The 23,753-nt window shown below is 59.2% G+C and carries 17 protein-coding genes; 9 read left to right on the forward strand and 8 right to left on the reverse strand.

What is annotated here, in order from left to right:
* Positions 1-59 precede the first annotated feature (59 nt).
* The 5 genes from ABLV04_RS00540 to yfaU all read left to right on the forward strand — a co-directional run bounded on the left by ABLV04_RS00540 (position 60) and on the right by yfaU (position 5,610).
* Complete coding sequence (locus ABLV04_RS00540; RefSeq protein ID WP_032453562.1) at positions 60-1,256, forward strand: nicotinamide mononucleotide deamidase-related protein YfaY; 1,197 nt, start codon at positions 60-62, stop codon at positions 1,254-1,256.
* Between the two features lie 203 nt (positions 1,257-1,459).
* Positions 1,460-2,245 (forward strand): IclR family transcriptional regulator, encoded by a 786-nt coding sequence (locus ABLV04_RS00545; protein WP_180265812.1) that lies wholly within the window; start codon positions 1,460-1,462, stop codon positions 2,243-2,245.
* A 10-nt stretch (positions 2,246-2,255) separates the two neighbouring features.
* Complete coding sequence (gene rhmD, locus ABLV04_RS00550) at positions 2,256-3,461, forward strand: L-rhamnonate dehydratase (RefSeq protein WP_017899291.1); 1,206 nt, start codon at positions 2,256-2,258, stop codon at positions 3,459-3,461.
* 41 nt (positions 3,462-3,502) lie between these two features.
* The gene (locus tag ABLV04_RS00555) at positions 3,503-4,792 is read left to right on the forward strand and encodes an MFS transporter (RefSeq protein ID WP_348815245.1); all 1,290 of its coding nucleotides are present in this window, start codon (positions 3,503-3,505) and stop codon (positions 4,790-4,792) included.
* 14 nt (positions 4,793-4,806) lie between these two features.
* Positions 4,807-5,610, forward strand: coding sequence for a 2-keto-3-deoxy-L-rhamnonate aldolase (yfaU, locus tag ABLV04_RS00560; protein WP_180265810.1), 804 nt, complete (start codon positions 4,807-4,809; stop codon positions 5,608-5,610).
* A 21-nt stretch (positions 5,611-5,631) separates the two neighbouring features.
* On the opposite strand, the gene glpC is transcribed toward yfaU, so the two are convergent.
* The 3 genes from glpC to glpA are packed head-to-tail and all read right to left on the reverse strand — an operon-like array spanning position 5,632 to position 9,678.
* Positions 5,632-6,810, reverse strand: coding sequence for an anaerobic glycerol-3-phosphate dehydrogenase subunit GlpC (glpC, locus tag ABLV04_RS00565; protein ID WP_023290491.1), 1,179 nt, complete (start codon positions 6,808-6,810; stop codon positions 5,632-5,634).
* A complete protein-coding gene (gene glpB / locus ABLV04_RS00570; protein WP_180265809.1) occupies positions 6,807-8,066 on the reverse strand; it encodes a glycerol-3-phosphate dehydrogenase subunit GlpB in 1,260 nt (419 codons plus the stop codon). Before glpB ends, glpC begins: the two co-directional genes overlap by 4 nt.
* Complete coding sequence (gene glpA / locus ABLV04_RS00575; protein ID WP_180265808.1) at positions 8,056-9,678, reverse strand: anaerobic glycerol-3-phosphate dehydrogenase subunit A; 1,623 nt, start codon at positions 9,676-9,678, stop codon at positions 8,056-8,058. Before glpA ends, glpB begins: the two co-directional genes overlap by 11 nt.
* 272 nt (positions 9,679-9,950) lie before the next feature.
* Between glpA and glpT the strand changes: the two genes are divergently transcribed.
* Positions 9,951-11,297 carry a glycerol-3-phosphate transporter gene (gene glpT, locus ABLV04_RS00580; protein ID WP_023290488.1) on the forward strand — a complete coding sequence of 449 codons (1,347 nt, stop codon included), beginning with the start codon at positions 9,951-9,953 and terminating at the stop codon, positions 11,295-11,297.
* Between the two features lie 9 nt (positions 11,298-11,306).
* Positions 11,307-12,377 (forward strand): glycerophosphodiester phosphodiesterase, encoded by a 1,071-nt coding sequence (gene glpQ / locus ABLV04_RS00585; RefSeq protein ID WP_023290487.1) that lies wholly within the window; start codon positions 11,307-11,309, stop codon positions 12,375-12,377.
* A 71-nt stretch (positions 12,378-12,448) separates the two neighbouring features.
* Here glpQ and yfaE read toward each other — a convergent pair whose 3' ends face one another.
* The 4 genes from yfaE to ubiG all read right to left on the reverse strand — a co-directional run bounded on the left by yfaE (position 12,449) and on the right by ubiG (position 17,293).
* A complete protein-coding gene (gene yfaE, locus ABLV04_RS00590; RefSeq protein WP_107112370.1) occupies positions 12,449-12,703 on the reverse strand; it encodes a class I ribonucleotide reductase maintenance protein YfaE in 255 nt (84 codons plus the stop codon).
* Positions 12,703-13,833 (reverse strand): class Ia ribonucleoside-diphosphate reductase subunit beta, encoded by a 1,131-nt coding sequence (gene nrdB / locus ABLV04_RS00595; protein WP_004140835.1) that lies wholly within the window; start codon positions 13,831-13,833, stop codon positions 12,703-12,705. The genes yfaE and nrdB overlap by 1 nt, the downstream gene beginning before the upstream one ends.
* A 101-nt stretch (positions 13,834-13,934) precedes the next feature.
* A complete protein-coding gene (gene nrdA / locus ABLV04_RS00600) occupies positions 13,935-16,220 on the reverse strand; it encodes a class 1a ribonucleoside-diphosphate reductase subunit alpha (protein WP_048297918.1) in 2,286 nt (761 codons plus the stop codon).
* 344 nt (positions 16,221-16,564) lie between these two features.
* Complete coding sequence (ubiG, locus tag ABLV04_RS00605; protein ID WP_180265807.1) at positions 16,565-17,293, reverse strand: bifunctional 2-polyprenyl-6-hydroxyphenol methylase/3-demethylubiquinol 3-O-methyltransferase UbiG; 729 nt, start codon at positions 17,291-17,293, stop codon at positions 16,565-16,567.
* Between the two features lie 146 nt (positions 17,294-17,439).
* Here ubiG and gyrA point away from each other — a divergent pair, with 146 nt between their 5' ends.
* Together gyrA and rcsC are read left to right on the forward strand one after the other, a co-directional pair.
* Positions 17,440-20,073 carry a DNA topoisomerase (ATP-hydrolyzing) subunit A gene (gyrA, locus tag ABLV04_RS00610; RefSeq protein ID WP_004201688.1) on the forward strand — a complete coding sequence of 878 codons (2,634 nt, stop codon included), beginning with the start codon at positions 17,440-17,442 and terminating at the stop codon, positions 20,071-20,073.
* Between the two features lie 131 nt (positions 20,074-20,204).
* Complete coding sequence (gene rcsC, locus ABLV04_RS00615; protein ID WP_023290484.1) at positions 20,205-23,045, forward strand: two-component system sensor histidine kinase RcsC; 2,841 nt, start codon at positions 20,205-20,207, stop codon at positions 23,043-23,045.
* A gap of 44 nt (positions 23,046-23,089) precedes the next feature.
* Here rcsC and rcsB read toward each other — a convergent pair whose 3' ends face one another.
* On the reverse strand, positions 23,090-23,740 hold the full coding sequence (rcsB, locus tag ABLV04_RS00620; protein ID WP_002913007.1) for a response regulator transcription factor RcsB: 651 nt from the start codon (positions 23,738-23,740) through the stop codon (positions 23,090-23,092).
* Between the last annotated feature and the right edge of the window lie 13 nt (positions 23,741-23,753).

Below are 23,753 nucleotides of genomic sequence, written 5' to 3' on the forward strand. Positions count from 1 at the left end.
CTCGTCAGCCTCCCGCTTTGCGTTATAGTATTTGCCACCTGGCAGGCAAGGAGTGAGCAATGTTGAATGTGGAAATGCTGTCCACTGGCGATGAAGTGTTGCATGGTCAAATCGTTGACACCAATGCAGCATGGCTGGCGGATTTCTTTTTTAATCAGGGTTTACCATTAACGCGCCGTAATACCGTCGGCGACGATCTCGATGCGCTGGTGGCGATGCTGCGCGAACGCAGCGAACAGGCGGATGTACTGATCGTCAATGGCGGCCTCGGCCCAACCAGCGACGACCTGAGCGCGCTGGCCGCGGCCACCGCGAAAGGCGAAGGACTTATTTTGCATCCGGAGTGGCTGGAAACCATGACCCGCTTCTTTGCTGAACGCGGGAGGCCGATGGCGGAAAGCAACCGTAAGCAGGCGGAAATCCCCGCCAGCGCCGAGATGATCAATAACCCGGTGGGCACGGCCTGCGGCTTTGCCATCCAGCTCAATCGCTGCCTGATGTTTTTCACCCCCGGCGTTCCCTCTGAATTCAAAGTGATGGTCGAGCAGGAGATTTTACCGCGCCTGCGCCAGCGCTTTACGCTGCCGGAACCGCCGGTATGCCTGCGGCTGACCACTTTTGGCCGCTCGGAAAGCGAGCTGGCGCAAAACCTCAATCCGCTGACGTTACCGCCTGGCGTAGTAATGGGCTACCGCTCGTCGATGCCGATCATTGAGCTGAAGCTGACCGGACCGGCTGAGCAGCGTGACGCCATGCTGGCCCTGTGGCCGGAAGTGCGTAAAGTGGCTGGCGACAGCCTGATTTTCGAAGGCACTGAAGGGTTACCGGCGCAGATTGCACGCTGCCTGCAGGAGCGGCAGCTGAGCCTGACGCTCAGCGAGCAGTTTACCGGCGGTCTGCTGGCGCTCCAGCTGTCCCGCGCCGGCGCGCCGCTGCTGGCCAGCGAAGTGGTCCCGGCGCAGGAGGAGACGCTGGCGCAGGCGGCCCGCTGGGCGGCCGAGCGGCGCATTAACCATTTTGCCGGCCTGGCCCTGGCGGTGAGCGGCCAGGAAAACGATCATCTTAACGTGGCCCTGGCCACCCCCGACGGCACCTTCGCGCTGCGGGTGAAGTTTAGCGTCACCCGCCACAGCCTGGCGGTACGCCAGGAAGTCTGCGCCATGATGGCATTAAACCTGCTGCGTCGCTGGCTGAATGGCCAACCGCTGGCCAGTGAACATGGCTGGATTAACGTGGTGGATTCCCTCTCAATGTAAGTCGTTTCCCGGCGCGCGGGCTTCTCCCGGGCGCCGGTTGTCCAGCCTGTTGTACTCTCCTGAAAAAATTCTGTGCGTTAAGTCGCAATTTTCCGCTGCGAACGGTCCAGCATACGGGAAAGCGATTGCCCCGCGATGTCGCTCACACTTTACCGCCCGGACAACCGCAACACTGATTCCAGTATTCAGGATTGGAGTCCAGTATGTTGGAATCAACGAAAGTCCCGGCGCTGACCCGCGCGATTGAGATCCTCAATTTAATTGGCCGCATCGGACCCTGCAGCGCGGCGACGATAATAGCGGAGCTGGGGATCCCGAAAAGCACGGTTTATCTGCTGCTGGGCGAGCTGAAAAAGCAGCGCTTCATCAGTATGGATAATCAGGATAACTACTGCCTGTGGACCAAATTGGTGGAGCTGGCCGGGCAGGCGCTAAGCAAAATGGACCTGCGCGAGCTGGCGCGGCCGCGCCTGACCCGGCTGATGGATGAGTGCGGCCTGCTCTGCCATCTGGGCATTATCGATCACGGTAACGCCTACTACATTCTGAAAATTGAATCACCCGCCACCATTAGCGTGCGTTCGCACGAAGGAAAGAGCCTGTCGCTTTACCGCTCCGGGATCGGCAAATGTCTGCTGGCCTGGCAGCCCGCCGGGGTTCAGGCATCGATTATCGATGAACTGCAGTGGGAGAGGGCTACGCCAACGACCATCAGCAATGCTCAACAGCTGCGGGAGGAGCTGGGGCGGATCCGCGCCCGGGGCTGGAGCTTTGATAATGGCGAGGACTATCCGGACGTGCGCTGCGTGGCCGCCCCGGTTTTTAACGCCAATAACGACCTGACCGCCGCCATCTCGGTGGTGGGTACCCGTCTGCAAATCAATGAAGACAATCGCGATTACTTTGCCGGTAAGGCGATTGCCTGCGCGAAAGATATTTCACGACTGCTGGGGTGGAAAAGCCCCTTTGAACAACTCGCCTCATCATAAGGAGAACACCATGACCCTACCGAAAATTAAACACGTCCGCGCCTGGTTTACCGGCGGCGCCACCGCAGAGCAGGGCGCCGGCGGCGGCGATTACCACGATCAGGGGGCTAACCACTGGATTGACGATCATATCGCCACCCCGATGAGCAAATACAAACAGTATGAGCAGTCCCGCCAGTCGTTTGGCATCAACGTTCTGGGCACGCTGATTGTGGAAGTGGAAGCCGACAACGGGCAGACCGGCTTTGCCGTGTCGACGGCCGGAGAGATGGGCTGCTTTATCGTGGAAAAACATCTCAACCGCTTTATCGAAGGCAAATGCGTCAGCGATATCAAACTGATCCACGACCAGATGCTCAACGCCACCCTTTACTACGCAGGATCCGGCGGTCTGGTGATGAACACCATCTCCTGTGTCGACCTCGCGCTGTGGGATCTGTTCGGGAAAGTGGTTGGCCTGCCGGTCTACAAACTGCTGGGCGGAGCGGTGCGTGACGAAATCCAGTTCTATGCCACCGGCGCTCGTCCGGATCTGGCGCAGGAGATGGGCTTTATCGGCGGCAAAATGCCCACCCACTGGGGGCCGCACGATGGCGACGCCGGGATCCGCAAAGACGTCGCCATGGTGGCGGACATGCGCGAAAAATGCGGCCCGGATTTCTGGTTAATGCTGGACTGCTGGATGAGCCAGGACGTTAACTATGCCACCAAACTTGCCCATGCCTGCGCCCCTTACAACCTCAAGTGGATCGAGGAGTGCCTGCCGCCGCAGCAGTATGAAGGTTATCGCGAGCTGAAGCGCCAGGCGCCGGCCGGGATGATGGTGACCAGCGGCGAGCACCACGGCACCCTGCAGTCCTTCCGCACCCTGTCGGAGACCGGAATCGATATTATGCAGCCCGACGTCGGCTGGTGCGGCGGCTTAACCACGCTGGTGGAGATAGCGGCTATTGCTAAAGCGCGCGGGCAGCTGGTGGTGCCGCACGGCTCGTCGGTTTACTCACATCATGCGGTGATCACTTTCACCAACACGCCGTTCAGCGAGTTTCTGATGACCAGTCCTGACTGCGCCACGCTGCGTCCGCAGTTCGACCCGATCCTGCTCGGCGAGCCGGTGCCGGAGAGGGGGCGCATTCATAAATCGGTACTGGATAAACCCGGCTTTGGCGTCGAGCTCAATCGCGACTGCAACCTGAAACGTCCTTATCAACACTGATCCCCCGGGCCGCCCGGCGGCCCACGCCTGAGGATATTATGATGAGCAACACTCTGCTGGAGAGCGTGGTGAAGAAAAACCGCGCCCGCTTAATCCCCTTTATGCTGGCGCTGTACGTGCTGGCGTTTCTTGACCGTTCGAATATCGGTTTCGCCAAAGAGACCTACCAGCTGGACACTGGCCTCAGCAACGAAGCCTATGCGCTGGGGGCGGGGATTTTCTTTGTGGTCTATGCCTTTCTTGGTGTGCCGGCCAACCTGCTGATGCGCAAATTTGGCGCCAGAAAATGGATCGGCTGCACCACGCTGCTGTGGGGCGTGCTGTCGGCGGCGATGGCGTGGGCGGATACGGAAGCGAAATTCCTGCTGGTACGTACCCTGCTGGGCGCGGCGGAGGCGGGCTTCTTCCCCGGAATGATCTACCTCACGTCTCAGTGGTTTCCCCAGCAAAACCGCGCCAGCATTATGGGGCTTTTTTATATGGGGGCGCCGCTGGCGCTGACCCTCGGTTCGCCTTTATCCGGCGCGCTGCTGGAGATGCATGGGTTTATGGGCCATCCCGGCTGGTTCTGGATGTTTGTGATTGAAGGCCTGCTCGCCGTCGCCGCGGGAGCGTTCACCTTCTTCTGGCTGGACGATTCGCCGCAGCATGCCCGCTTCCTGAGCGCGGCGGAGAAACAGGCCCTGATAAGCGAGCTGGCGCGAGAGGAGGAGAAAAAGGTCACCTCGCGTCTGTCCGATGCGCTGCGTAACGGGCGGGTCTGGCAGCTGGCGCTGATCTACATGACCATTCAGGTGGCGGTCTATGGCCTGATTTTCTTCCTGCCCACTCAGGTCGCCGCGCTGTTGGGCACCAAAGTCGGCTTCATTGCCTCGGTGGTGACGGCTATTCCGTGGGTGGCGGCGCTGTTCGGCACCTGGCTTATCCCTCGCTACTCCGATCGCACCGGCGAGCGGCGCAATATTGCCACGCTGACGCTGCTGGCGGCAGCGGTCGGGATTGCGGTTTCCGGGCTGGTGGCGCCGGTGCTGGCTATCATCGCGCTGTGCGTGGCGGCGGTTGGGGTGATTGCCGTGCAGCCGGTCTTCTGGACGATGCCGACGCAGCTGCTCTCCGGCACGGCGCTGGCCGCCGGGATTGGCTTCGTTAACCTGTTTGGCGCCATCGGCGGCTTTCTGGCGCCGATCGTTCGCGTGCAGGCCGAAACGCTGTTCGCCAGCAGCGCCGCTGGACTGTTAACCCTGGCCGGCGTGGCCATCATCGGGGTGATCATCATCTTCTCATTAAGCCTCACCCGCGCGGTTCCTCAGCGCGGCGGCGTACAGCATTGATTAAAGGAATCGCTATGAACGCACTGTTATCTAACCCCTTCAAACGTGGATTATTAAGCGGTGAGACGCAAATAGGCCTGTGGCTGAGCTCGACCTCCTCCTATCTGGCGGAGATTGCCGCCACTTCAGGATATGACTGGCTGCTGATCGACGGCGAGCATGCCCCGAACACTATTCAGGACCTTTATCATCAGCTCCAGGCTATCGCCCCTTACGCCAGTCAGCCGGTGATCCGTCCGGTGGAGGGCAGCCGCAGCCTGATAAAACAGGTGCTGGATATTGGCGCCAGAACGTTGCTGGTGCCGATGGTCGATACCGCCGAGCAGGCGCGGGAAGTCGTCTCGGCAACCCGTTATCCTCCTGTCGGTAGCCGCGGCGTTGGCGCCGGCGTGGCCCGGGCGGCGCGCTGGGGCAGAGTGGAGAATTATATGGCGGAGGCGAATGACGAACTCTGTCTGCTGATTCAGGTGGAGAGCCGAACCGCGCTGGAAAATCTGGACGCTATCCTCGAGGTGGAGGGCATTGACGGGGTGTTTATCGGGCCGGCGGATCTCTCCGCTTCGCTGGGACACCCGGACGATGCTGGCCATCCTGACGTGCAGCGGGTGATTGAACAGAGCATCCGGCGCATTCGCGCGGCGGGAAAAGCGGCCGGATTTCTGGCGGTCGACCCGGCGATGGCGGAAAAATGTCTCGCCTGGGGGGCCAATTTCGTCGCCGTCGGGGTCGATACCATGCTGTACACCCAGGCGCTGGACCGCCGGCTGGCAATGTTTAAATCCGCCAGCGCTCAGCCGCAGGAGAAAGCGAGCTATTGACGGCGCAGGCTGGCGCCGGACTCAGGCGAGCGCCTGCGCCAGCACCGTCAGCGGATGTTCGCAGCGTTTGCTGGTGGACATTTCTATCTGCCATTTACAGGTCTCGCAGTCGGTGACGACGATGTCGGCGCCGCTCTCCTCAATCTGACGGAACAGCGGGGCGCCGATAGCCTGGGATACCGCGTAATTCTCAGTCTTAAACCCGTAGGTGCCGGCGATGCCGCAGCACTGCGAATCCAGCACTTCCAGCTGCAGGCCAGGGATCAGCCGCAGCAGTTCGAGGGTATACAGCGACCAGCCCATTTTCTCCATATGGCACGGCGTGTGATAGACCACCTTCAGCGGCAGCGGGCGCAGCGGCAGCGTTTTGCCACTATCCAGTTGTTTCCAGATCCAGCGAGTGGCCAGCTCCACCCGGTCGCGGAGATCGCTGTTGTCGACATCAAGGAGATGCGGGTATTCATCGCGCAGCGTAAAGGTGCAGGTCGAGGAGGTGGCGATGATCGGCAGCGCGTTTTCCCGCATCGCGGCGACGTTGCTCTGCGCCTGCTTACGCGCTTTGTCAAAAAAGCCGTTGGCGATCAGCGGCACGCCGCAGCATTTTTCCCGTGATAACAACTGCACGCCGGTGCCCAGCGCATTGACGACGCGAATCAGATCCTTGCCCAGCTGCGGGTGGTTATAGTTGACGTAGCAACCATGAAAGAAGGCCACCTGCTCAGGGTACTGCGCCTGTCTGGCCGCGAGCTGGCGGTAAGCGCGGCGGAAGGTACCGAAGCCATATTTTGGCAGCGTGCGGCGATGATCGATATTGAGCGCCGCGTCGAGCAGGCGGCGTACCGGTTTTAAGCCGGTGGTGGCGTTTACCAGTGGGGCAAAGGGGGTGGAAAGGGTGCCCATCAGGTCGGTATGGCTGAGAATGGCGTCGCGCAGGGTCGGTTTTTGCTGGCCATACTGTGCCCGGGCGCGTTGAATGATATCGCCAATTTTTACATCCGACGGGCAGGCGACCTCACAGCGCTTGCAGTTAATGCAGTACTTGAGCGCCTCATCGTACAGCGCGCCATCCTTCAGGCGCAGGCGTTCGCCGTCCGGCCCCGCCTGTTTCGGCCCGGGATAGCGCGGATTGACCCGGCTGACCGGACAGGTGGTGGTACAGACCGTGCACTTAATGCAGCTTTCAAAACGGGTATCGTTCATGGTCGGCCTCCGGCGAGGGCGTGGATCTGTCTGGCGGCGTGCAGTGCGGTGACGGCGCAGACCCCGCCGCCGCAGCCGAGCTGAATGGCATCGAACCCGCCGAGCAGTGAACCGATGGCGAAAAGATTGCTGAACGGCTGCCCGCCCAGCATGGGGCGCAGCAGGGCATCGGTTTTCACCCCGAAGCGCTGCCACGGCTGGGAGGCAAAGAAGTCGCGCTGGTACCAGTCGTCGCGCGGCAGGGTCTGCTGTAGATCGAGACCGAGAATGGGTTCGCGCACGCTATCCCGCGTGGCGACAAGACCGTTACTGAAAAAGCTGCCGCTGGCCAGCACGGTAAAACGCGGACGCAGCGCAATATCGCCGTGATTTCGCGTCCAGACGGCCTCGACGGCGCCCTGTCGATGGCTGATGTTCACCACTTCATCGCCGGCAAGCCAGGTGCCGCCGCCGCGAATAAACTGCCGCTGCAGCAAACGGTGCAGGCGCATCCCGGGAACCGAAGGCGGCAGCGTCGGCAGCAGACGCAGCGGGCAGGGCAGGCGCGCCTGCAGCCAGTGGTACAGGCGATCGTCGGCGAGGCCAAAGCAGGCGGGCATGATCAGCAGCTCATGCTGTTGCGCCAGCGGCAGCAGCGCCGCATGCAGGGCAGGCCAGTGGTTTTCATCGTCGAGGAGGCGGGCGATATTGGCGGCGCGAAACTCGGTGGGGTTGTCACGTAAAACATCCAGCAGCGGTAACTCGATTTCCGCCGCTACGGCGGTGACGCCGGTTTGCCCGAGCGCGGCGGCGGCGAGATGCGGCTGAAAATCGGCAAAGCCGCTGATCCCCACCAGGCAGACCCCCTGTCGGGGGAGTGGCGCGACAGGAACCTCCTGCGGCGATAGCCACGCCGCGCGCAGCGTCCCCAGCGGTGTTACCCGCCGGTGCGGGCGGTGCGCGTCGCCCTGCATCACCGCGCCGCAGGCGGCCAGCAGGGCTTCAGTCTGTTTAGCGTATTCGAGCACCGTCCCGGCGCCGAGCCGGGAATAAGGGTGCTCAGGAAGCAGTTCAGCGAGCTGCTGCAGACCTTGCGCGAGGTCAGTGACGTTATCGCCGTTCGGCAGCGCCGAGAGCAGATCTAACGACGCGGAGGAAAAATGCAGTGCGCTTTGCCCGCGGCTGATGATAACGCTGCGCAGGCCGGACTGATTCAGCGTCAGGCCGCACAGCAGGCCGGCCAGTCCGCCGCCGATAATCGCGCAGTCAAATTTCATCCTGATGCTCCTGTGGTAGTCCGCACAGGCCGAGGTAGACCCAGCGGGTGAATTCGCTTTCGCGCAGCGCGTCGCCCCAGGCGATGGGCTGCACGCCCTCCCAGCGCTCATTGAGAAACGCCGACAGCTGGGTCAACGACTGCGCGGGGGTGGTGACGTTAAAGCGCTGCAGCAGACCGGCGGCGCGGCAGGCGCAGAGTTCCCCCTGGCAGGTCCCCATCCCAATCCGGGTACGGCGGCGCAGGTCGAGCAGGGTGTGGACCGCCAGATTTTCCACCGCGTATTTCACTTCACCAGCGGTGACGGCTTCGCATTCGCAGACCAGACTACGGTGCTGGCGGCTGTCGCCAAGCCAGGCCGGCGTGCGATCGCCATGGCGGTAGACAGCAGAGCCGCGCAGCGGGCCCGGCAGGGAGATAATTTTTCGCAGGGTGCTTTCCGTCGGCTCCTGCGACCCGGGGAGCGGGCTCTCGGCCGTGGAACAGGGGGTGGTGTTGCCCAGCTTACGACAGACGGCGTCGGTGGCCCACTCGGCCATCAGGCGATAGGTCATCAGCTTGCCGCCGGTGATGGTAATGAAGCCTTCCATGCCGTCGCGCTGAGCATGGTCGAGCAGGACGATGCCGCGGCTGACGCTGCGTCCGCTGGGATCGTTGTCGCTGGCCACCAGCGGGCGCACGCCGGAGTAGGCGCGGAGGATCCGGGTGCGGCCCATGACCGGCGCCAGCTTTTCACCTTCGCGCAGCAGGGTTTCGACTTCCGCGGTCGTTACCCGGTTGTCGTCAATTTCGTCATAAGGAATATGCATCGAGGTGGTGCCGATCAGCGAGATGGTATCCCCGGGCACCAGAATATCGGCATCGGCGGGCTTACGGCAGCGGTTGATCACCAGGTTGTTAATCCGGTGGTCAAGGATCAACAGCGATCCCTTCGCCGGGAACATGGTGATGCGCAGGTCGGCATATTCCGCAATGCGCTGCCCCCAGATCCCGGCGGCATTGACCACTACCCCGGCGTACAGGACGCGGGTCTGGTGAAGCTGACGATCGTATACCTGGACGCCACAGACGCGGTCACCCTGGCGCAGCAGGCCTGTCACTTCGCAGCCGGTGAGGATCTGCGCGCCGTGTTCGCGGGCGTCGAGCATATTGGCCGCGGTGAGGCGAAACGGGTCAATGGTGCCATCCGGGACCTGCACCGCCCCCAGCAGCGTCGGGTTGACGGCGGGCTCGCGGCGCAGCGCCTCCTGCGCAGAAAGCGGCGTGGCCTCTATGCCAGCCTGCTGGCAGGCGGCGATAAAGGTCTGCTGCCAGGCCAGATCGTCTTCAGGCAGGGTAATGAACAGACCGCCGGCCGGTTCGATACAGTGACGAGCGATGCGGCGCAGGATGCGGTTCTCACTGATGCATTCGCGGGCGGATTCGTTGTCGGTCACCGCATAGCGGGCGCCGCTGTGCAACAGCCCATGATTACGGCCGGTGGCCCCGGTGGCGATATCATGGCGCTCAATGAGCACTGTACGTAATCCGCGTCGGGCGCAGTCGCGGGCGATGCCGGCGCCGGTTGCTCCGCCGCCGATGATGATGACCTCGCTATCAAGACGTCCCGTCATCTTCAGCTCCTCTGCTTTCGTTTACCGCCATTTAGCCACAATCAATAAGGTTATTGTTTGATTTCGAGCATATTCGCGCGTTATTTGAGCGCATTATGTGATTTTGTGCTCACATTGGAACCTTTTGTCATATTTCTGTAACAAATTGTGCGATGTTTCACAGTATCAGCTCTACGTATTGCCTACCATCGCGGCCAGATTCGAAGTTGGTGATTAATCTGGGATTGTTGTCGTGACGTCAGTAAAAAACAGCAAGGGCCACGGAGGCTGATATGTTAAGTATTTTTAAACCCGCCGCGCATAAAGCGCGTTTGCCAGCCGCGGAGATCGACCCGCTCTATCGTCGGTTACGCTGGCAGATTTTTATCGGCATCTTCTTTGGTTATGCCGCTTACTATCTGGTTCGTAAGAACTTTGCCTTGGCGATGCCCTATCTTATCGAGCAAGGTTTCTCCCGCGGCGATCTCGGTTTCGCCCTTTCCGGCATCTCCATTGCCTACGGATTTTCGAAATTCATCATGGGATCGGTCTCTGACCGTTCGAATCCGCGCATTTTCCTGCCAGCGGGGCTGATCCTCGCCGCGCTGGTGATGCTGGTGATGGGCTTCGTACCGTGGGCCACCTCGAGCATCATGATTATGTTCGTGCTGCTGTTTCTCTGCGGCTGGTTCCAGGGGATGGGCTGGCCGCCGTGCGGCCGTACCATGGTCCACTGGTGGTCGCAGAAAGAGCGCGGCGGAATTGTTTCAGTGTGGAACTGCGCGCATAACGTCGGCGGGGGGATTCCGCCGCTGCTGTTCCTGTTGGGTATGGCCTGGTTTAACGACTGGCATGCGGCGCTCTATATGCCGGCTTTCGGCGCTATTCTGCTGGCGATTTTCGCCTTCGCGATGATGCGCGATACGCCGCAATCCTGCGGCCTGCCGCCGATCGAAGAGTATAAAAACGACTACCCGGACGATTACAGCGAAGAGCATGAACAAGAGCTGACGGCGAAGCAGATCTTTATGCAGTACATTCTGCCGAACAAGCTGCTGTGGTACATCGCGGTCGCCAACGTCTTCGTTTATCTGCTGCGCTACGGCATTCTCGACTGGTCGCCGACCTACCTGAAAGAGGTGAAGCACTTCGCGCTGGATAAATCCTCCTGGGCCTACTTCCTGTACGAGTACGCGGGGATCCCGGGCACCCTGCTGTGCGGCTGGATGTCGGATAAAGTGTTTAAAGGCAACCGCGGCGCCACCGGCGTGTTCTTTATGACCCTGGTGACCATCGCCACCGTCGTGTACTGGCTGAACCCGCCGGGTAACCCGGGCGTCGATATGGCCTGTATGATTATTATCGGCTTCCTGATCTACGGCCCGGTGATGCTGATTGGTCTGCATGCGCTGGAGCTGGCGCCGAAGAAAGCCGCCGGCACCGCCGCAGGCTTCACCGGCCTGTTCGGTTACCTCGGCGGTTCCGTGGCCGCGAGCGCCATCGTCGGCTACACCGTCGATTTCTTCGGCTGGGACGGCGGCTTTATGGTGATGATCGGCGGCAGCGTGCTGGCGGTTGTCCTGCTGGTTATCGTGATGCTCGGTGAACGCCGCCATCATCAACAGCTGAAGCAAGCCTAAGGAGCGGCGATGAACATGAAACTCACCGCGCTAATGAGCGGCATGATGTTGGCCAGTTCTGCGCTGTGCTTCAGCGCGACAGCGGCGGATAAAATGGTTATCGCCCACCGGGGCGCCAGCGGTTATCTGCCTGAACATACCCTGCCGGCGAAAGCGATGGCCTACGCTCAGGGGGCGGATTACCTTGAGCAAGACCTGGTGATGACCAAAGACGACCGACTGGTGGTGTTGCACGACCACTATCTGGATCGGGTGACCGACGTCGCTCAGCGCTTCCCGCAGCGGGCGCGTCAAGATGGCCGCTTCTACGCTATCGACTTTACCCTGGCCGAGATCAAGTCGCTGACGTTTACCGAAGGGTTTGAGCCGAAAGACGGCAAGAATGTGCAAACCTATCCCGGGCGTTTCCCGATGGGCAAATCCGATTTTCGCATTCATACCTTTGAAGAAGAGATTGAGTTTGTCCAGGGGCTGAATCATTCCACCGGCAAAAACATCGGTATTTACCCGGAAATCAAAGCGCCGTGGTTCCACCATCAGGAAGGCAAAGATATTGCCGCCAGCACGCTGAAAGTGCTGAAAGAATATGGCTACACCAGCAAGCAGGATAAGGTCTATCTGCAGTGCTTTGACGCCAACGAGCTCAAGCGTATTAAGCATGAGCTGGAGCCGAAGATGGGCATGGATCTCAAGCTGGTGCAGCTTATCGCCTATACCGACTGGAATGAAACCCAGCAGCGGCAGGCTGACGGCAAGTGGGTGAACTACAGCTATGACTGGATGTTCAAGCCGGGGGCCATGGCGCAGATTGCGCAGTACGCCGACGGCATTGGTCCGGATTATCATATGCTGGTGGCGGAAGGCTCAAAGCCGGGGGCGGTGAAGCTGACGGCGATGGTGAAGGAGGCGCACGCCAGCCATCTGCAAGTGCATCCGTATACCGTGCGCGCGGATCAGCTGCCGGAGTACGCCAGCAACGTCAATCAGCTCTATGACCTGCTGTATCGCCAGGCGGACGTCGATGGCTTGTTTACCGATTTCCCGGATAAAGCGGTGCAGTTTCTGGACGCTAAGCAGTAAAAAGCCGGGTTTACCCGGCCTGTGAACGGCAGTTTTGTCGGGCGCATAAGCGTTACGCCGCCCGACAAAACTTACATCTCAATTTCGATATCGCCCTTCGCCCGGCAGCAGCAGGGCAAAATTTCTCCCGGCTGGATAAAGGCCAGCGGCTCGGTCAGCCAGTCAACCTGGCCGGAGACCAGACGAGTGCGGCAGGAGCCGCAATAGCCTTCGCGGCACTGATACTCGACTTCGATATTATGCGATTCAAGAGCAGCCAACAGGGAAGGGTGTTCATCCTGACACTCAAGGCGAGTGTCAGAGATTTTCAAGAAGATCCGCTTCATTACAGCTGGAAGTTGCTCAGGTCGTCGGCATCGACTTCAGAGTCGATCTGGCCGACCAGGTAAGAGCTGACCTCTACTTCCTGCGGCGCCACCTGGACGTTGTCGGAGACCAGCCAGGTGTTGATCCACGGGATCGGGTTGGAGCGGGTCTGGAACGGCAGATCGAGGCCCACCGCCTGCATGCGGATATTGGTGATGTACTCGACGTACTGGCAGAGAATATCTTTGTTCAGGCCAATCATCGAGCCGTCGCGGAACAGATAGTCCGCCCACTCTTTCTCCTGCTGCGCCGCCAGCACGAACAGGTCATAGCACTCCTGCTTGCACTCTTCGGCGATTTCCGCCATTTCCGGATCGTCGCTGCCGGAGCGCAGCAGGTTCAGCATATGCTGAGTGCCGGTCAGGTGCAGCGCTTCATCGCGGGCGATCAGGCGGATAATTTTGGCGTTGCCTTCCATCAGTTTGCGCTCGGCAAAGGCGAAGGAGCAGGCGAAGCTGACGTAGAAGCGGATCGCTTCCAGGGCGTTGACGCTCATCAGGCACAGATAGAGTTTCTTTTTCAGCTCGCGCAGATTGACGGTCACGGTCTTGCCGTTGACGGTGTGGGTGCCTTCGCCCAGCAGGTGCCAGTAGCTGGTCATCTCGATCAGCGAATCGTAATAGTGGGAGATCCCCTCGGCACGCTTTTGGATCTGCTCGTTGGTGACGATATCGTCGAACACGGTCGCCGGGTCGTTGACGATGTTGCGGATGATATGGGTGTACGAGCGCGAGTGAATGGTCTCGGAGAAGGCCCAGGTTTCCACCCAGGTCTCCAGCTCCGGGATGGAGATCAGCGGCAGCAGCGCCACGTTCGGGCTGCGGCCCTGGATGGAGTCGAGCAGCGTCTGGTACTTCAGGTTGCTGATGAAAATGTGTTTTTCATGTTCCGGCAGCGCCTGGTAGTCGATGCGATCGCGGGAGACGTCAACCTCTTCCGGGCGCCAGAAGAAGGAGAGCTGTTTTTCAATCAGCTTTTCAAAGATATCGTATTTTTGCTGATCGTAGCGGGCCACGTTAACCGGCTGGCCAAAAAACATTGGCTCAAGCAGCTGATCGTTTTTCGTCTGTGAAAAAGTGGTGTATGCCATTGAAGTGAGTCCTGTTGAACTGTATTGCCCGGCGGCGATGCGTTGGCCGGGCCTACAAAATCGTAGGCCGGGTAAGCGTAGCGCCACCCGGCAAAAATACCTTAGATCTTACAAGCGCCGCTTTCGCAGCCGTCGTCCTGGATGGACGGGGCCAGGTCATCCTGAGCGTCTTCAGCGCCATCACGGGTGTTGTGATAGTACAGCGTTTTGACGCCGAATTTATAGGCGTTGAGCAGGTCTTTCAGCAACTGCTGCATCGGCACTTTTCCGGAAGGGAAGCGCGTCGGATCGTAGTTGGTATTCGCAGAGATCGACTGGTCGATAAACTTCTGCATGATACCCACCAGCTGCAGGTAGCCGTCGTTGTTCGGCATTTCCCACAGCAGTTCGTAGGCGTTCTGCAGGTTTTCGTAGTCAGGCACCACCTGGCGCAGGATCCCATCCTTCGACGCTTTAATACTCACGTGGCCGCGCGGCGGCTCGATGCCGTTGGTGGCGTTGGAGATCTGCGACGAGGTCTCGGACGGCATCAGCGCGGAGAGCGTGGAGTTACGCAGGCCGTGGGTTTTGATGGACGCGCGAAGCGCTTCCCAGTCGTAGTGCAGGGCTTCGCTGACGATGCCGTCCAGGTCTTTTTTATAGGTATCGATCGGCAGGATACCCTGCGCATAGGTGGTTTCGTTGAACCACGGGCAAGCGCCCTGTTCGATAGCCAGTTCGTTGGAGGCCTTCAGCAGGTAGTACTGAATCGCTTCGAACGTTTTGTGGGTCAGGTTGTTGGCGCTGCCGTCGGAGTAGCGTTTGCCATGCTTCGCCAGATAGTAAGCGAAATTGATCACGCCGATGCCCAGCGTACGGCGGCCCATCGCGCCGCGTTTGGCGGCCGGGATGGGGTAATCCTGATAGTCGAGCAGCGCGTCCAGGGCACGCACCGCCAGCACCGCCAGCTCTTCCAGCTCGTCGAGGCTGTCGATAGCCCCGAGGTTGAAGGCCGACAGGGTGCACAGCGCGATTTCGCCGTTTTCGTCGTTGACGTCTTCCAGCGGTTTAGTCGGCAGGGCGATCTCCAGGCACAGGTTAGACTGGCGCACCGGGGCGACCACCGGATCGAACGGGCTGTGGGTGTTGCAGTGGTCGACGTTCTGGATGTAGATGCGGCCGGTGGAGGCGCGCTCCTGCATCATCAGCGAGAACAGCTCAACCGCTTTAATGCGCTGCTTGCGAATGCTGTCGTCCTGCTCGTACTGGGTGTACAGGCGCTCAAATTCGTCCTGATCGGCGAAGAAAGCGTCATACAGGCCCGGGACGTCGGAAGGGCTGAACAGGGTAATGTCGCCGCCCTTCAGCAGACGGGTGTACATCAGCTTGTTGATCTGCACCCCGTAGTCCATGTGACGAACGCGGTTGGCGTCGGTCCCGCGGTTGTTTTTCAGCACCAGCAGGCTTTCCACTTCCAGATGCCACATTGGGTAGAAGAGGGTCGCCGCGCCGCCGCGTACGCCGCCCTGCGAGCAGGACTTCACCGCGGTCTGGAAATGTTTGTAGAACGGAATGCAGCCGGTGTGGAAGGCTTCGCCGCCGCGGATCGGGCTGCCCAGCGCGCGAATGCGGCCGGCGTTGATGCCGATGCCGGCGCGCTGGGAAACGTATTTCACAATCGCGCTGGAGGTAGCGTTGATGGAGTCCAGGCTGTCGCCGCACTCGATCAGCACGCAGGAGCTGAACTGACGGGTTGGGGTACGCACGCCGGACATGATCGGCGTCGGCAGCGAGATTTTAAAGGTCGACACCGCGTCGTAGAAACGCTTGATGTAGTCCAGACGCGTTTCGCGCGGGTAGTTAGAGAACAGGCAGGCAGCCACCAGAATATAGAGGAACTGCGCGCTCTCATAAATTTCGCCGGTGACGCGGTTTTGTACCAGATACTTGCCTTCCAGCTGCTTAACGGCAGCGTAGGAGAAGTTCATGTCGCGCCAGTGGTCGAGGAAACCGTCCATCTGCTGGAACTCTTCTTCCGTGTAGTCTTCCAGCAGATGATGATCGTATTTACCCTTCTCGACCATCTTCACCACGTGATCGTAAAGCGCCGGCGGCTCAAACTGGCCGAAGGCTTTTTTACGCAAATGGAAAATCGCCAGACGCGCGGCGAGGTACTGGTAATCCGGCGCCTCGCGGGAGATCAGATCCGCAGCGGCTTTGATAATGGTTTCGTGGATGTCCGCGGTTTTAATGCCGTCATAGAACTGGATATGCGAGCGCAGCTCTACCTGGGAAATCGAAACGTTATTCAGTCCTTCTGCCGCCCAATCCAGTACGCGATGGATTTTGTCGAGATTGATGCGCTCGGTGGTTCCGTCGCGCTTTGTCACCAGCAGACTCTGATTCATGTGGATTTTACCTGTCCGTGAAAGAAAATATCCCCCGTTTATCCACAGAAGGCCGTTGTGACTAACTCTGTGGATAAATACTATATGTAGGGGGTTGTCGATAAAAGGAACGCTATATGGTGAGTATTTTAGTAAGGAATCTTTTGAGTACAAGGGTTGATTTTGACGTTAAATTGAGGTTGCGGAAGGGTAATAATCCGCAAGTCCACGTCGCATAAGGCCTGGAGAAGAAGTCAATAAAACAGAAAAAAAAATGAAAATTTGATCGAGTGCTGATTTCTTCATCGGAAGAAATAATCACGCGGCTTGATGCCGCGCAATCATCATAAGCGCAGGTGCTGACGTCACGCTTTTTTGGCGCTGGTATGCAACATATAGTTAACATCAACCCCCGGCGCCAACTTGAAGGTGTTGGTCAACGGATTGTAATGCAGGCCGATGATATGCTGCTCTTGCAGAGAAGTCTGATCTACCCAGCCCAGCAGTTCGGCCGGCTTGATAAACTTTTTCACATCATGAGTGCCTTTGGGCACCATCTTCATGACATATTCCGCGCCGACCACCGCCATCAGCCACGCTTTACCGTTACGGTTGATGGTGGAGAAGAAGACCTGGCCGCCAGGCTTCACCAGCCGCGCGCAGGCGTGGACGACCGACTGTGGGTCAGGGACGTGCTCCAGCATCTCCATGCAGGTGACGACGTCATACTGCTGCGGATGCTTCGCGGCATGTTCTTCAACCGTTTCCTGAACATACTCCACCTGAATTCCGCTCTCCAGGGCGTGCAGTTTCGCCACCTGCAGCGGCTCGGCGCCCATGTCCAGCCCGGTGACCGTCGCGCCTTCGCGCGCCATGCTCTCGGCGAGGATGCCGCCGCCGCAGCCGACATCGAGGACTTTTTTACCGAACAGGCCGCCTGAGCGTTCGGCGATATAGCCCAGCCGCAGGGGGTTAATGCGGTGGAGCGGTTTGAACTCGCCCTCCAGATCCCACCAGCGCGAGGCGACGGCTTCGAATTTGGCGATTTCAGCATGATCGACGTTAGGGGCTACCGACGTTTTTTCGGCATTCATGGGCGCTTTTACTCCTTTTCTGTTCAGACCTGCGAGTATATCAGCAGCGCGCCATGAATAAACCGTATTGCTTTACCTCTCTTAGCGCGGCTGTGTTATAATTTGCGACCTTTGAATCCGGGATACAGTAGAGGGATAGCGGTTAGATGAGCGACCTTGCGAGAGAAATTACACCGGTCAACATTGAGGAAGAGCTTAAGAACTCTTATCTGGATTATGCGATGTCGGTCATTGTTGGCCGTGCGCTGCCGGATGTCCGAGATGGCCTGAAGCCGGTACACCGTCGCGTACTATACGCCATGAACGTATTGGGCAATGACTGGAACAAAGCCTATAAAAAATCAGCCCGTGTCGTTGGTGACGTAATCGGTAAATACCACCCGCACGGCGACTCCGCGGTATACGACACCATCGTGCGTATGGCGCAGCCGTTCTCGCTGCGTTACATGCTGGTGGACGGCCAGGGTAACTTTGGTTCCATCGACGGCGACTCCGCCGCGGCGATGCGTTATACCGAAATTCGTCTGGCGAAAATCGCTCATGAGCTGATGGCCGATCTTGAAAAAGAGACGGTCGATTTCGTTGACAACTATGACGGCACGGAGCGTATTCCGGACGTCATGCCGACCAAAATTCCTAACCTGCTGGTAAACGGCGCCTCCGGGATCGCCGTCGGGATGGCCACCAACATACCGCCGCATAACCTGACGGAAGTGATCAACGGCTGTCTGGCCTATGTCGACGATGAAGACATCAGCATTGAAGGGCTGATGGCGCATATTCCTGGCCCTGATTTCCCGACCGCCGCCATTATCAACGGCCGTCGCGGCATTGAAGAGGCCTACCGCACCGGTCGCGGTAAAGTCTACATCCGCGCGCGCGCGGAAGTGGAAGTGGACGCGAAATCCGGCCGCGAAACCATCATCGTGCATGAAATTCCCTATCAGGTGAACAAAGCGCGCCTGATTGAGAAAATCGCCGAGCTGGTAAAAGAAAAACGCGTGGAAGGCATCAGCGCGCTGCGTGACGAGTCTGATAAAGACGGGATGCGCATCGTGATTGAAGTGAAGCGCGACGCGGTAGGGGAAGTGGTGCTCAACAACCTCTATTCCCAGACCCAGCTGCAGGTCTCCTTCGGCATCAACATGGTTGCGCTGCACCATGGCCAGCCGAAGATCATGAACCTGAAAGACATCATCGCCGCCTTCGTGCGCCACCGCCGCGAAGTGGTGACCCGTCGCACCATTTTCGAGCTGCGTAAAGCCCGTGACCGCGCGCATATCCTCGAAGCGCTGGCCGTGGCGCTGGCCAATATCGACCCGATTATCGAACTGATCCGTCGCGCGCCGACCCCGGCTGAAGCGAAAGCGGCGCTGGTTGCCCAGGCGTGGGATCTCGGTAACGTCGCGGCGATGCTGGAGCGTGCCGGTGATGACGCCGCGCGTCCGGAATGGCTGGAGCCAGAGTTCGGCGTGCGCGAGGGTAAATACTACCTGACCGAGCAGCAGGCCCAGGCGATTCTGGATCTGCGTCTGCAGAAACTGACCGGCCTTGAGCATGAAAAACTGCTCGACGAATATAAAGAGCTGCTGGAGCAGATCGCGGAACTGCTGCACATCCTCGGCAGCGCCGACCGTCTGATGGAAGTGATTCGCGAAGAGCTGGAGCTGATCCGCGACCAGTTCGGCGACGAACGTCGTACCGAAATCACCGCCAACAGCGCTGATATCAACATCGAAGATCTGATCAACCAGGAAGACGTGGTGGTCACCCTGTCGCATCAGGGCTATGTGAAGTATCAGCCGCTGACCGACTACGAAGCACAGCGTCGTGGCGGTAAAGGCAAATCGGCAGCGCGCATTAAAGAAGAAGACTTTATTGACCGCCTGCTGGTGGCCAACACCCATGACACCATCCTCTGCTTCTCAAGCCGCGGTCGTCTGTACTGGATGAAGGTCTATCAGCTGCCGGAGGCCAGCCGCGGCGCGCGCGGTCGTCCGATCGTCAACCTGCTGCCGCTGGAAGCCGATGAGCGTATCACCGCTATCCTGCCGGTCCGCGAGTATGAAGAGGGCGTCAACGTCTTTATGGCCACCGCCAGCGGTACCGTGAAGAAAACCGCGCTGACCGAGTTCAGTCGTCCGCGTTCCGCCGGCATTATCGCGGTGAACCTGAACGAAGGCGATGAGCTGATCGGCGTCGATCTGACCTCTGGTCAGGACGAAGTGATGCTGTTCTCCGCGGCCGGCAAGGTCGTGCGCTTCAAAGAGGATGCCGTTCGCGCCATGGGCCGTACCGCCACCGGCGTACGCGGCATTAAGCTGGCGGAAAACGACAGCGTCGTCTCGCTGATTATTCCGCGCGGCGAAGGCGCGATCCTGACGGTGACGCAAAACGGTTACGGTAAACGTACCGCCGCGGCTGAGTATCCGACCAAGTCGCGTGCCACCCAGGGCGTTATCTCGATCAAAGTCACCGAGCGTAACGGTTCCGTGGTCGGCGCCGTACAGGTGGATGATTGCGATCAGATCATGATGATCACCGACGCCGGGACGCTGGTGCGTACCCGCGTTTCCGAAGTGAGCATCGTGGGCCGTAACACCCAGGGCGTGATCCTCATCCGCACCGCGGAAGATGAAAACGTGGTGGGGCTGCAGCGCGTCGCTGAGCCGGTCGACGACGAAGAACTGGACGCCATCGACGGTAGCGCGGCGGAAGGCGATGACGATATCGCCCCGGAAGCGGATACCGATGACGACATCGCCGAAGACGAAGAGTAATCGTCCCAGGTAAATGTTCTGAAAGGGCCGGGTATTCTCCCGGCCCTTTTTGCATTAACATTGCGGCAAAGCCGGTTTACCGCTACTTTAACCCCATTCTGTTGAGTCCCTGACGGCCGAGCATCGCCACATTGAAATATCTTGCCTCTTTTCACACAACCCTGAAGGTTTCCCGTTATCTGTTCAGAGCGCTGGCGGTATTGCTGTGGCTGCTGATTGCGTTTGTCTCTGTGTTTTATATCGTCAACGCGCTGCACGAGCGGGAAGCCGAGATCCATCAGGAGCTCAATCTCAACGCCGATCAGGCCCAGCGCTACATTCAGCGTACGGCGGATGTGATTAAAGAGCTGAAGTACGTCGCCGGTAACCGGCTGTCGGCAGGGGATGCGGTAGCGCAAGGGCAAAGCGGCGATATTGCGATCCCCAGCTTTGAACCCCTGTATCCTGACTCCGACTGCAGCGCGATGAGTAGCGCCTGGCGTAATTCGCTCCAATCGCTGGCGTGGTTTATGCGCTACTGGCGGGATAATTTTACCGCCGCCTATGACCTTAACCGCATCTTTCTCATCGGCAGCGATAATCTCTGTATGGCCAACTTTGGCCTGCGTGACGTGCCGATTGAGCGCGATCAGGCGCTGAAAGTCCTGCATCAACGCATTGAGCAATACCGCAATGCGCCGCAAAACGAGCGCGGCAACAACCTGTTCTGGATAAGCCAGGGCATGCGCCCCGGGGTGGGCTATTTTTACGCCCTGACGCCGATCTATATGGCCAATCGCCTGCAGGCGATGCTCGGCGTTGAGCAGACCATCCGCATGGAAAGCTTCTTTACGCCGGGCAGCCTGCCGATGAGCGTGACTATCTTCGACGATAACGGCCAGCCGCTGATCTCCCTGGCCGGCGCGGAAAGCAAAATCCAGAGCGAAGCGAAATGGATGCAGGAGCGAATGTGGTTTGGCTACAGCGCGGGTTTCCGCGAGCTGGTGCTGAAGAAAAGCCTCGCGCCGTCCTCCCTGAGCATCGTCTATTCCGTCTCGGTAGACCAGGTGCTGGAGCGGATCCGTATGCTGATCATCAACGCCATCGTTCTCAATATCCTCAGCGGCGCGATGCTGTTTGCGCTGGCGCGGATGTATGAGCGGCGCATTTTTATCCCTGCGGAAAATGACGCTCAGCGGCTGGAAGAGCATGAGCAGTTCAACCGCAAAATCGTGGCCTCCGCCCCGGTGGGGATCTGTATTCTGCGCACCCTCGACGGGACCAACATTCTCAGTAACGAGCTGGCGCACAACTATCTGAACATGCTGACCCATGAGGACCGCCAGCGGCTGACGCAGATCATCTGCGGCCAGCAGGTCAACTTTGTCGATGTGCTGACCAGCAACCATACCAACCTGCAGATTAGCTTTGTCCACTCGCGCTATCGCAACGAAAACGTGGCGATTTGCGTGCTGGTGGACGTTTCCGCCCGCGTGAAGATGGAAGAGTCGCTGCAGGAGATGGCCCAGGCGGCGGAGCAGGCCAGCCAGTCGAAATCGATGTTCCTTGCCACCGTCAGCCATGAGCTGCGTACTCCGCTGTATGGCATCATCGGCAACCTCGATCTGCTGCAGACCAAAGCGTTGCCGAAGGGCGTCGATCGCCTGGTGACGGCGATGAACAACTCCTCAAGCCTGCTGTTGAAAATCATCAGCGATATTCTCGATTTCTCCAAAATCGAGTCCGAGCAATTGAAGATCGAGCCGCGGGAATTTTCCCCGCGCGAGGTCATGAACCATATCTCCGCCAACTATCTGCCGCTGGTGGTGCGCAAGCAGCTGGGTCTGTACTGCTTTATCGAACCGGACGTTCCGGAACAGATGTCCGGCGACCCGATGCGCCTGCAGCAGGTGATCTCCAACCTGCTGAGCAATGCGATCAAGTTCACCGACACCGGCTGCATTATCCTGCACGTCCAGTGCGCGGGGGATTATCTGCAGATTAGCGTCCGCGACACCGGGGAGGGGATCCCGGCGAAAGAGGTATTGCGCCTCTTCGACCCCTTCTTCCAGGTGGGGACCGGCGTGCAGCGCAACTTCCAGGGCACCGGCCTTGGCCTGGCGATTTGTGAAAAACTGATCAGCATGATGGATGGCGATATCGCCGTGGAAACGGAGCCGGGAATGGGCAGCCGCTTTACCATCCGCATCCCGCTGTATGGCGTGCAGAACACGCCGCAGATGACGGCGAACGGTTTCGCTGGCAAGACCTGCTGGCTGGCCATCCACAACACCTCGCTGGCGATGTTCGTCACCTCGCTGCTCAGCTATCACGGCCTTACGGTACGTCGTCATGCCGGAGAAACCCCGGACGCCGAGGATGTCTTACTCACTGACGATGAAGCGCTGAGCGGCTGGCAGGGAAGGGCGATGGTCATCTTCTGCCGTCGTCATATCGGTATTCCGCAGGAACGGGCCGCCGGCGAGTGGCTGCATAGCGTGACGACGCCGCATGAACTGCTGCCGCTGTTGGGGCGTATTTTCCACGTCGCGCTGGCCAGTGCGGACAATAGCCGGGCGCTGATGGCGCCGGAGGCGCAGGCCGGCAATAACGACGACATGATGATCCTCGTGGTCGACGATCATCCGATCAACCGGCGCCTGCTGGCGGATCAGCTGGGATCGCTCGGCTACCAGTGCGTGACCGCGAACGACGGGGTCGACGCGCTCAACGTCCTCAGCAAGCAGCACATCGATATCGTGCTCAGCGACGTCAACATGCCTAATATGGATGGTTATCGCCTGACGCAGCGCATTCGTCAGCTTGGCCTGACGCTGCCGGTGATTGGCGTCACGGCCAATGCCCTGGCGGAAGAGAAGCAGCGCTGTCTGGAATCGGGGATGGACAGCTGTCTGTCCAAGCCGGTGACGCTTGACGTGCTGAAGCAAACGCTGACGGTATATGCGGCGCGGGTACGTAAAGGGCGGGAATAACGGGGAACTCCGTCTCGCCGGGGCGAGACGGAGAGAGCGTAGGGTTACTCTTTGTCCGTCGCGCTCAGCGAGACGGAGGAGAGGTAGTTCAGCAGGGCGATGTCGTTTTCGACGCCCAGCTTCATCATTGCCGACTTTTTCTGGCTACTGATGGTTTTGATGCTGCGGTTAAGCTTTTTGGCGATCTCGGTCACCAGGAAGCCTTCGGCGAACAGACGCAGCACTTCGCTCTCCTTCGGCGACAGGCGTTTATCGCCATAGCCGCTGGCGCTGATTTTTTCCAGCAGACGAGAGACGCTTTCCGGGGTGAATTTCTTCCCTTTCTGCAGCGCGGCCAGCGCTTTTGGCAGATCGGTCGGCGCCCCCTGCTTGAGGACGATCCCTTCGATATCCAGATCCAGCACCGCGCTGAGGATCGCCGGGTTGTTGTTCATGGTCAGAACAATGATCGACAGATCCGGGAAGTGGCGCTTGATGTATTTAATCAGCGTGATCCCGTCGCCGTATTTATCACCGGGCATGGACAGATCGGTGATCAGCACATGGGCGTCCAGCTTCGGAAGATTGTTGATAAGGGCCGTGGAGTCTTCAAACTCGCCAACGACGTTCACCCACTCAATTTGCTCAAGTGACTTACGAATACCGAACAGTACGATCGGATGGTCATCGGCAATAATTACGTTCATAGTGTTCATGTATAAGGCTACC

Origin of the sequence: Klebsiella sp. JN_Kp127, assembly GCF_040062505.1 — a bacterium.
Lineage (GTDB): Bacteria > Pseudomonadota > Gammaproteobacteria > Enterobacterales > Enterobacteriaceae > Klebsiella > Klebsiella quasipneumoniae.

Excerpts from the sequence above, each read along its gene's own strand:
- glpQ (WP_023290487.1), top strand. The coding sequence starts at position 11,307 with ATGAACATGAAACTCACCGCGCTAATGAGCGGCATGATGTTGGCCAGT.
- yfaU (WP_180265810.1), top strand. The coding sequence starts at position 4,807 with ATGAACGCACTGTTATCTAACCCCTTCAAACGTGGATTATTAAGCGGT.
- glpC (WP_023290491.1), bottom strand. The coding sequence starts at position 6,810 with ATGAACGATACCCGTTTTGAAAGCTGCATTAAGTGCACGGTCTGTACC.
- ABLV04_RS00540 (WP_032453562.1), top strand. The coding sequence starts at position 60 with ATGTTGAATGTGGAAATGCTGTCCACTGGCGATGAAGTGTTGCATGGT.
- rcsB (WP_002913007.1), bottom strand. The coding sequence starts at position 23,740 with ATGAACACTATGAACGTAATTATTGCCGATGACCATCCGATCGTACTG.
- nrdB (WP_004140835.1), bottom strand. The coding sequence starts at position 13,833 with ATGGCATACACCACTTTTTCACAGACGAAAAACGATCAGCTGCTTGAG.
- ABLV04_RS00545 (WP_180265812.1), top strand. The coding sequence starts at position 1,460 with ATGTTGGAATCAACGAAAGTCCCGGCGCTGACCCGCGCGATTGAGATC.
- nrdA (WP_048297918.1), bottom strand. The coding sequence starts at position 16,220 with ATGAATCAGAGTCTGCTGGTGACAAAGCGCGACGGAACCACCGAGCGC.
- ABLV04_RS00555 (WP_348815245.1), top strand. The coding sequence starts at position 3,503 with ATGAGCAACACTCTGCTGGAGAGCGTGGTGAAGAAAAACCGCGCCCGC.
- glpT (WP_023290488.1), top strand. The coding sequence starts at position 9,951 with ATGTTAAGTATTTTTAAACCCGCCGCGCATAAAGCGCGTTTGCCAGCC.
- glpA (WP_180265808.1), bottom strand. The coding sequence starts at position 9,678 with ATGACGGGACGTCTTGATAGCGAGGTCATCATCATCGGCGGCGGAGCA.
- glpB (WP_180265809.1), bottom strand. The coding sequence starts at position 8,066 with ATGAAATTTGACTGCGCGATTATCGGCGGCGGACTGGCCGGCCTGCTG.
- ubiG (WP_180265807.1), bottom strand. The coding sequence starts at position 17,293 with ATGAATGCCGAAAAAACGTCGGTAGCCCCTAACGTCGATCATGCTGAA.
- rhmD (WP_017899291.1), top strand. The coding sequence starts at position 2,256 with ATGACCCTACCGAAAATTAAACACGTCCGCGCCTGGTTTACCGGCGGC.
- yfaE (WP_107112370.1), bottom strand. The coding sequence starts at position 12,703 with ATGAAGCGGATCTTCTTGAAAATCTCTGACACTCGCCTTGAGTGTCAG.
- gyrA (WP_004201688.1), top strand. The coding sequence starts at position 17,440 with ATGAGCGACCTTGCGAGAGAAATTACACCGGTCAACATTGAGGAAGAG.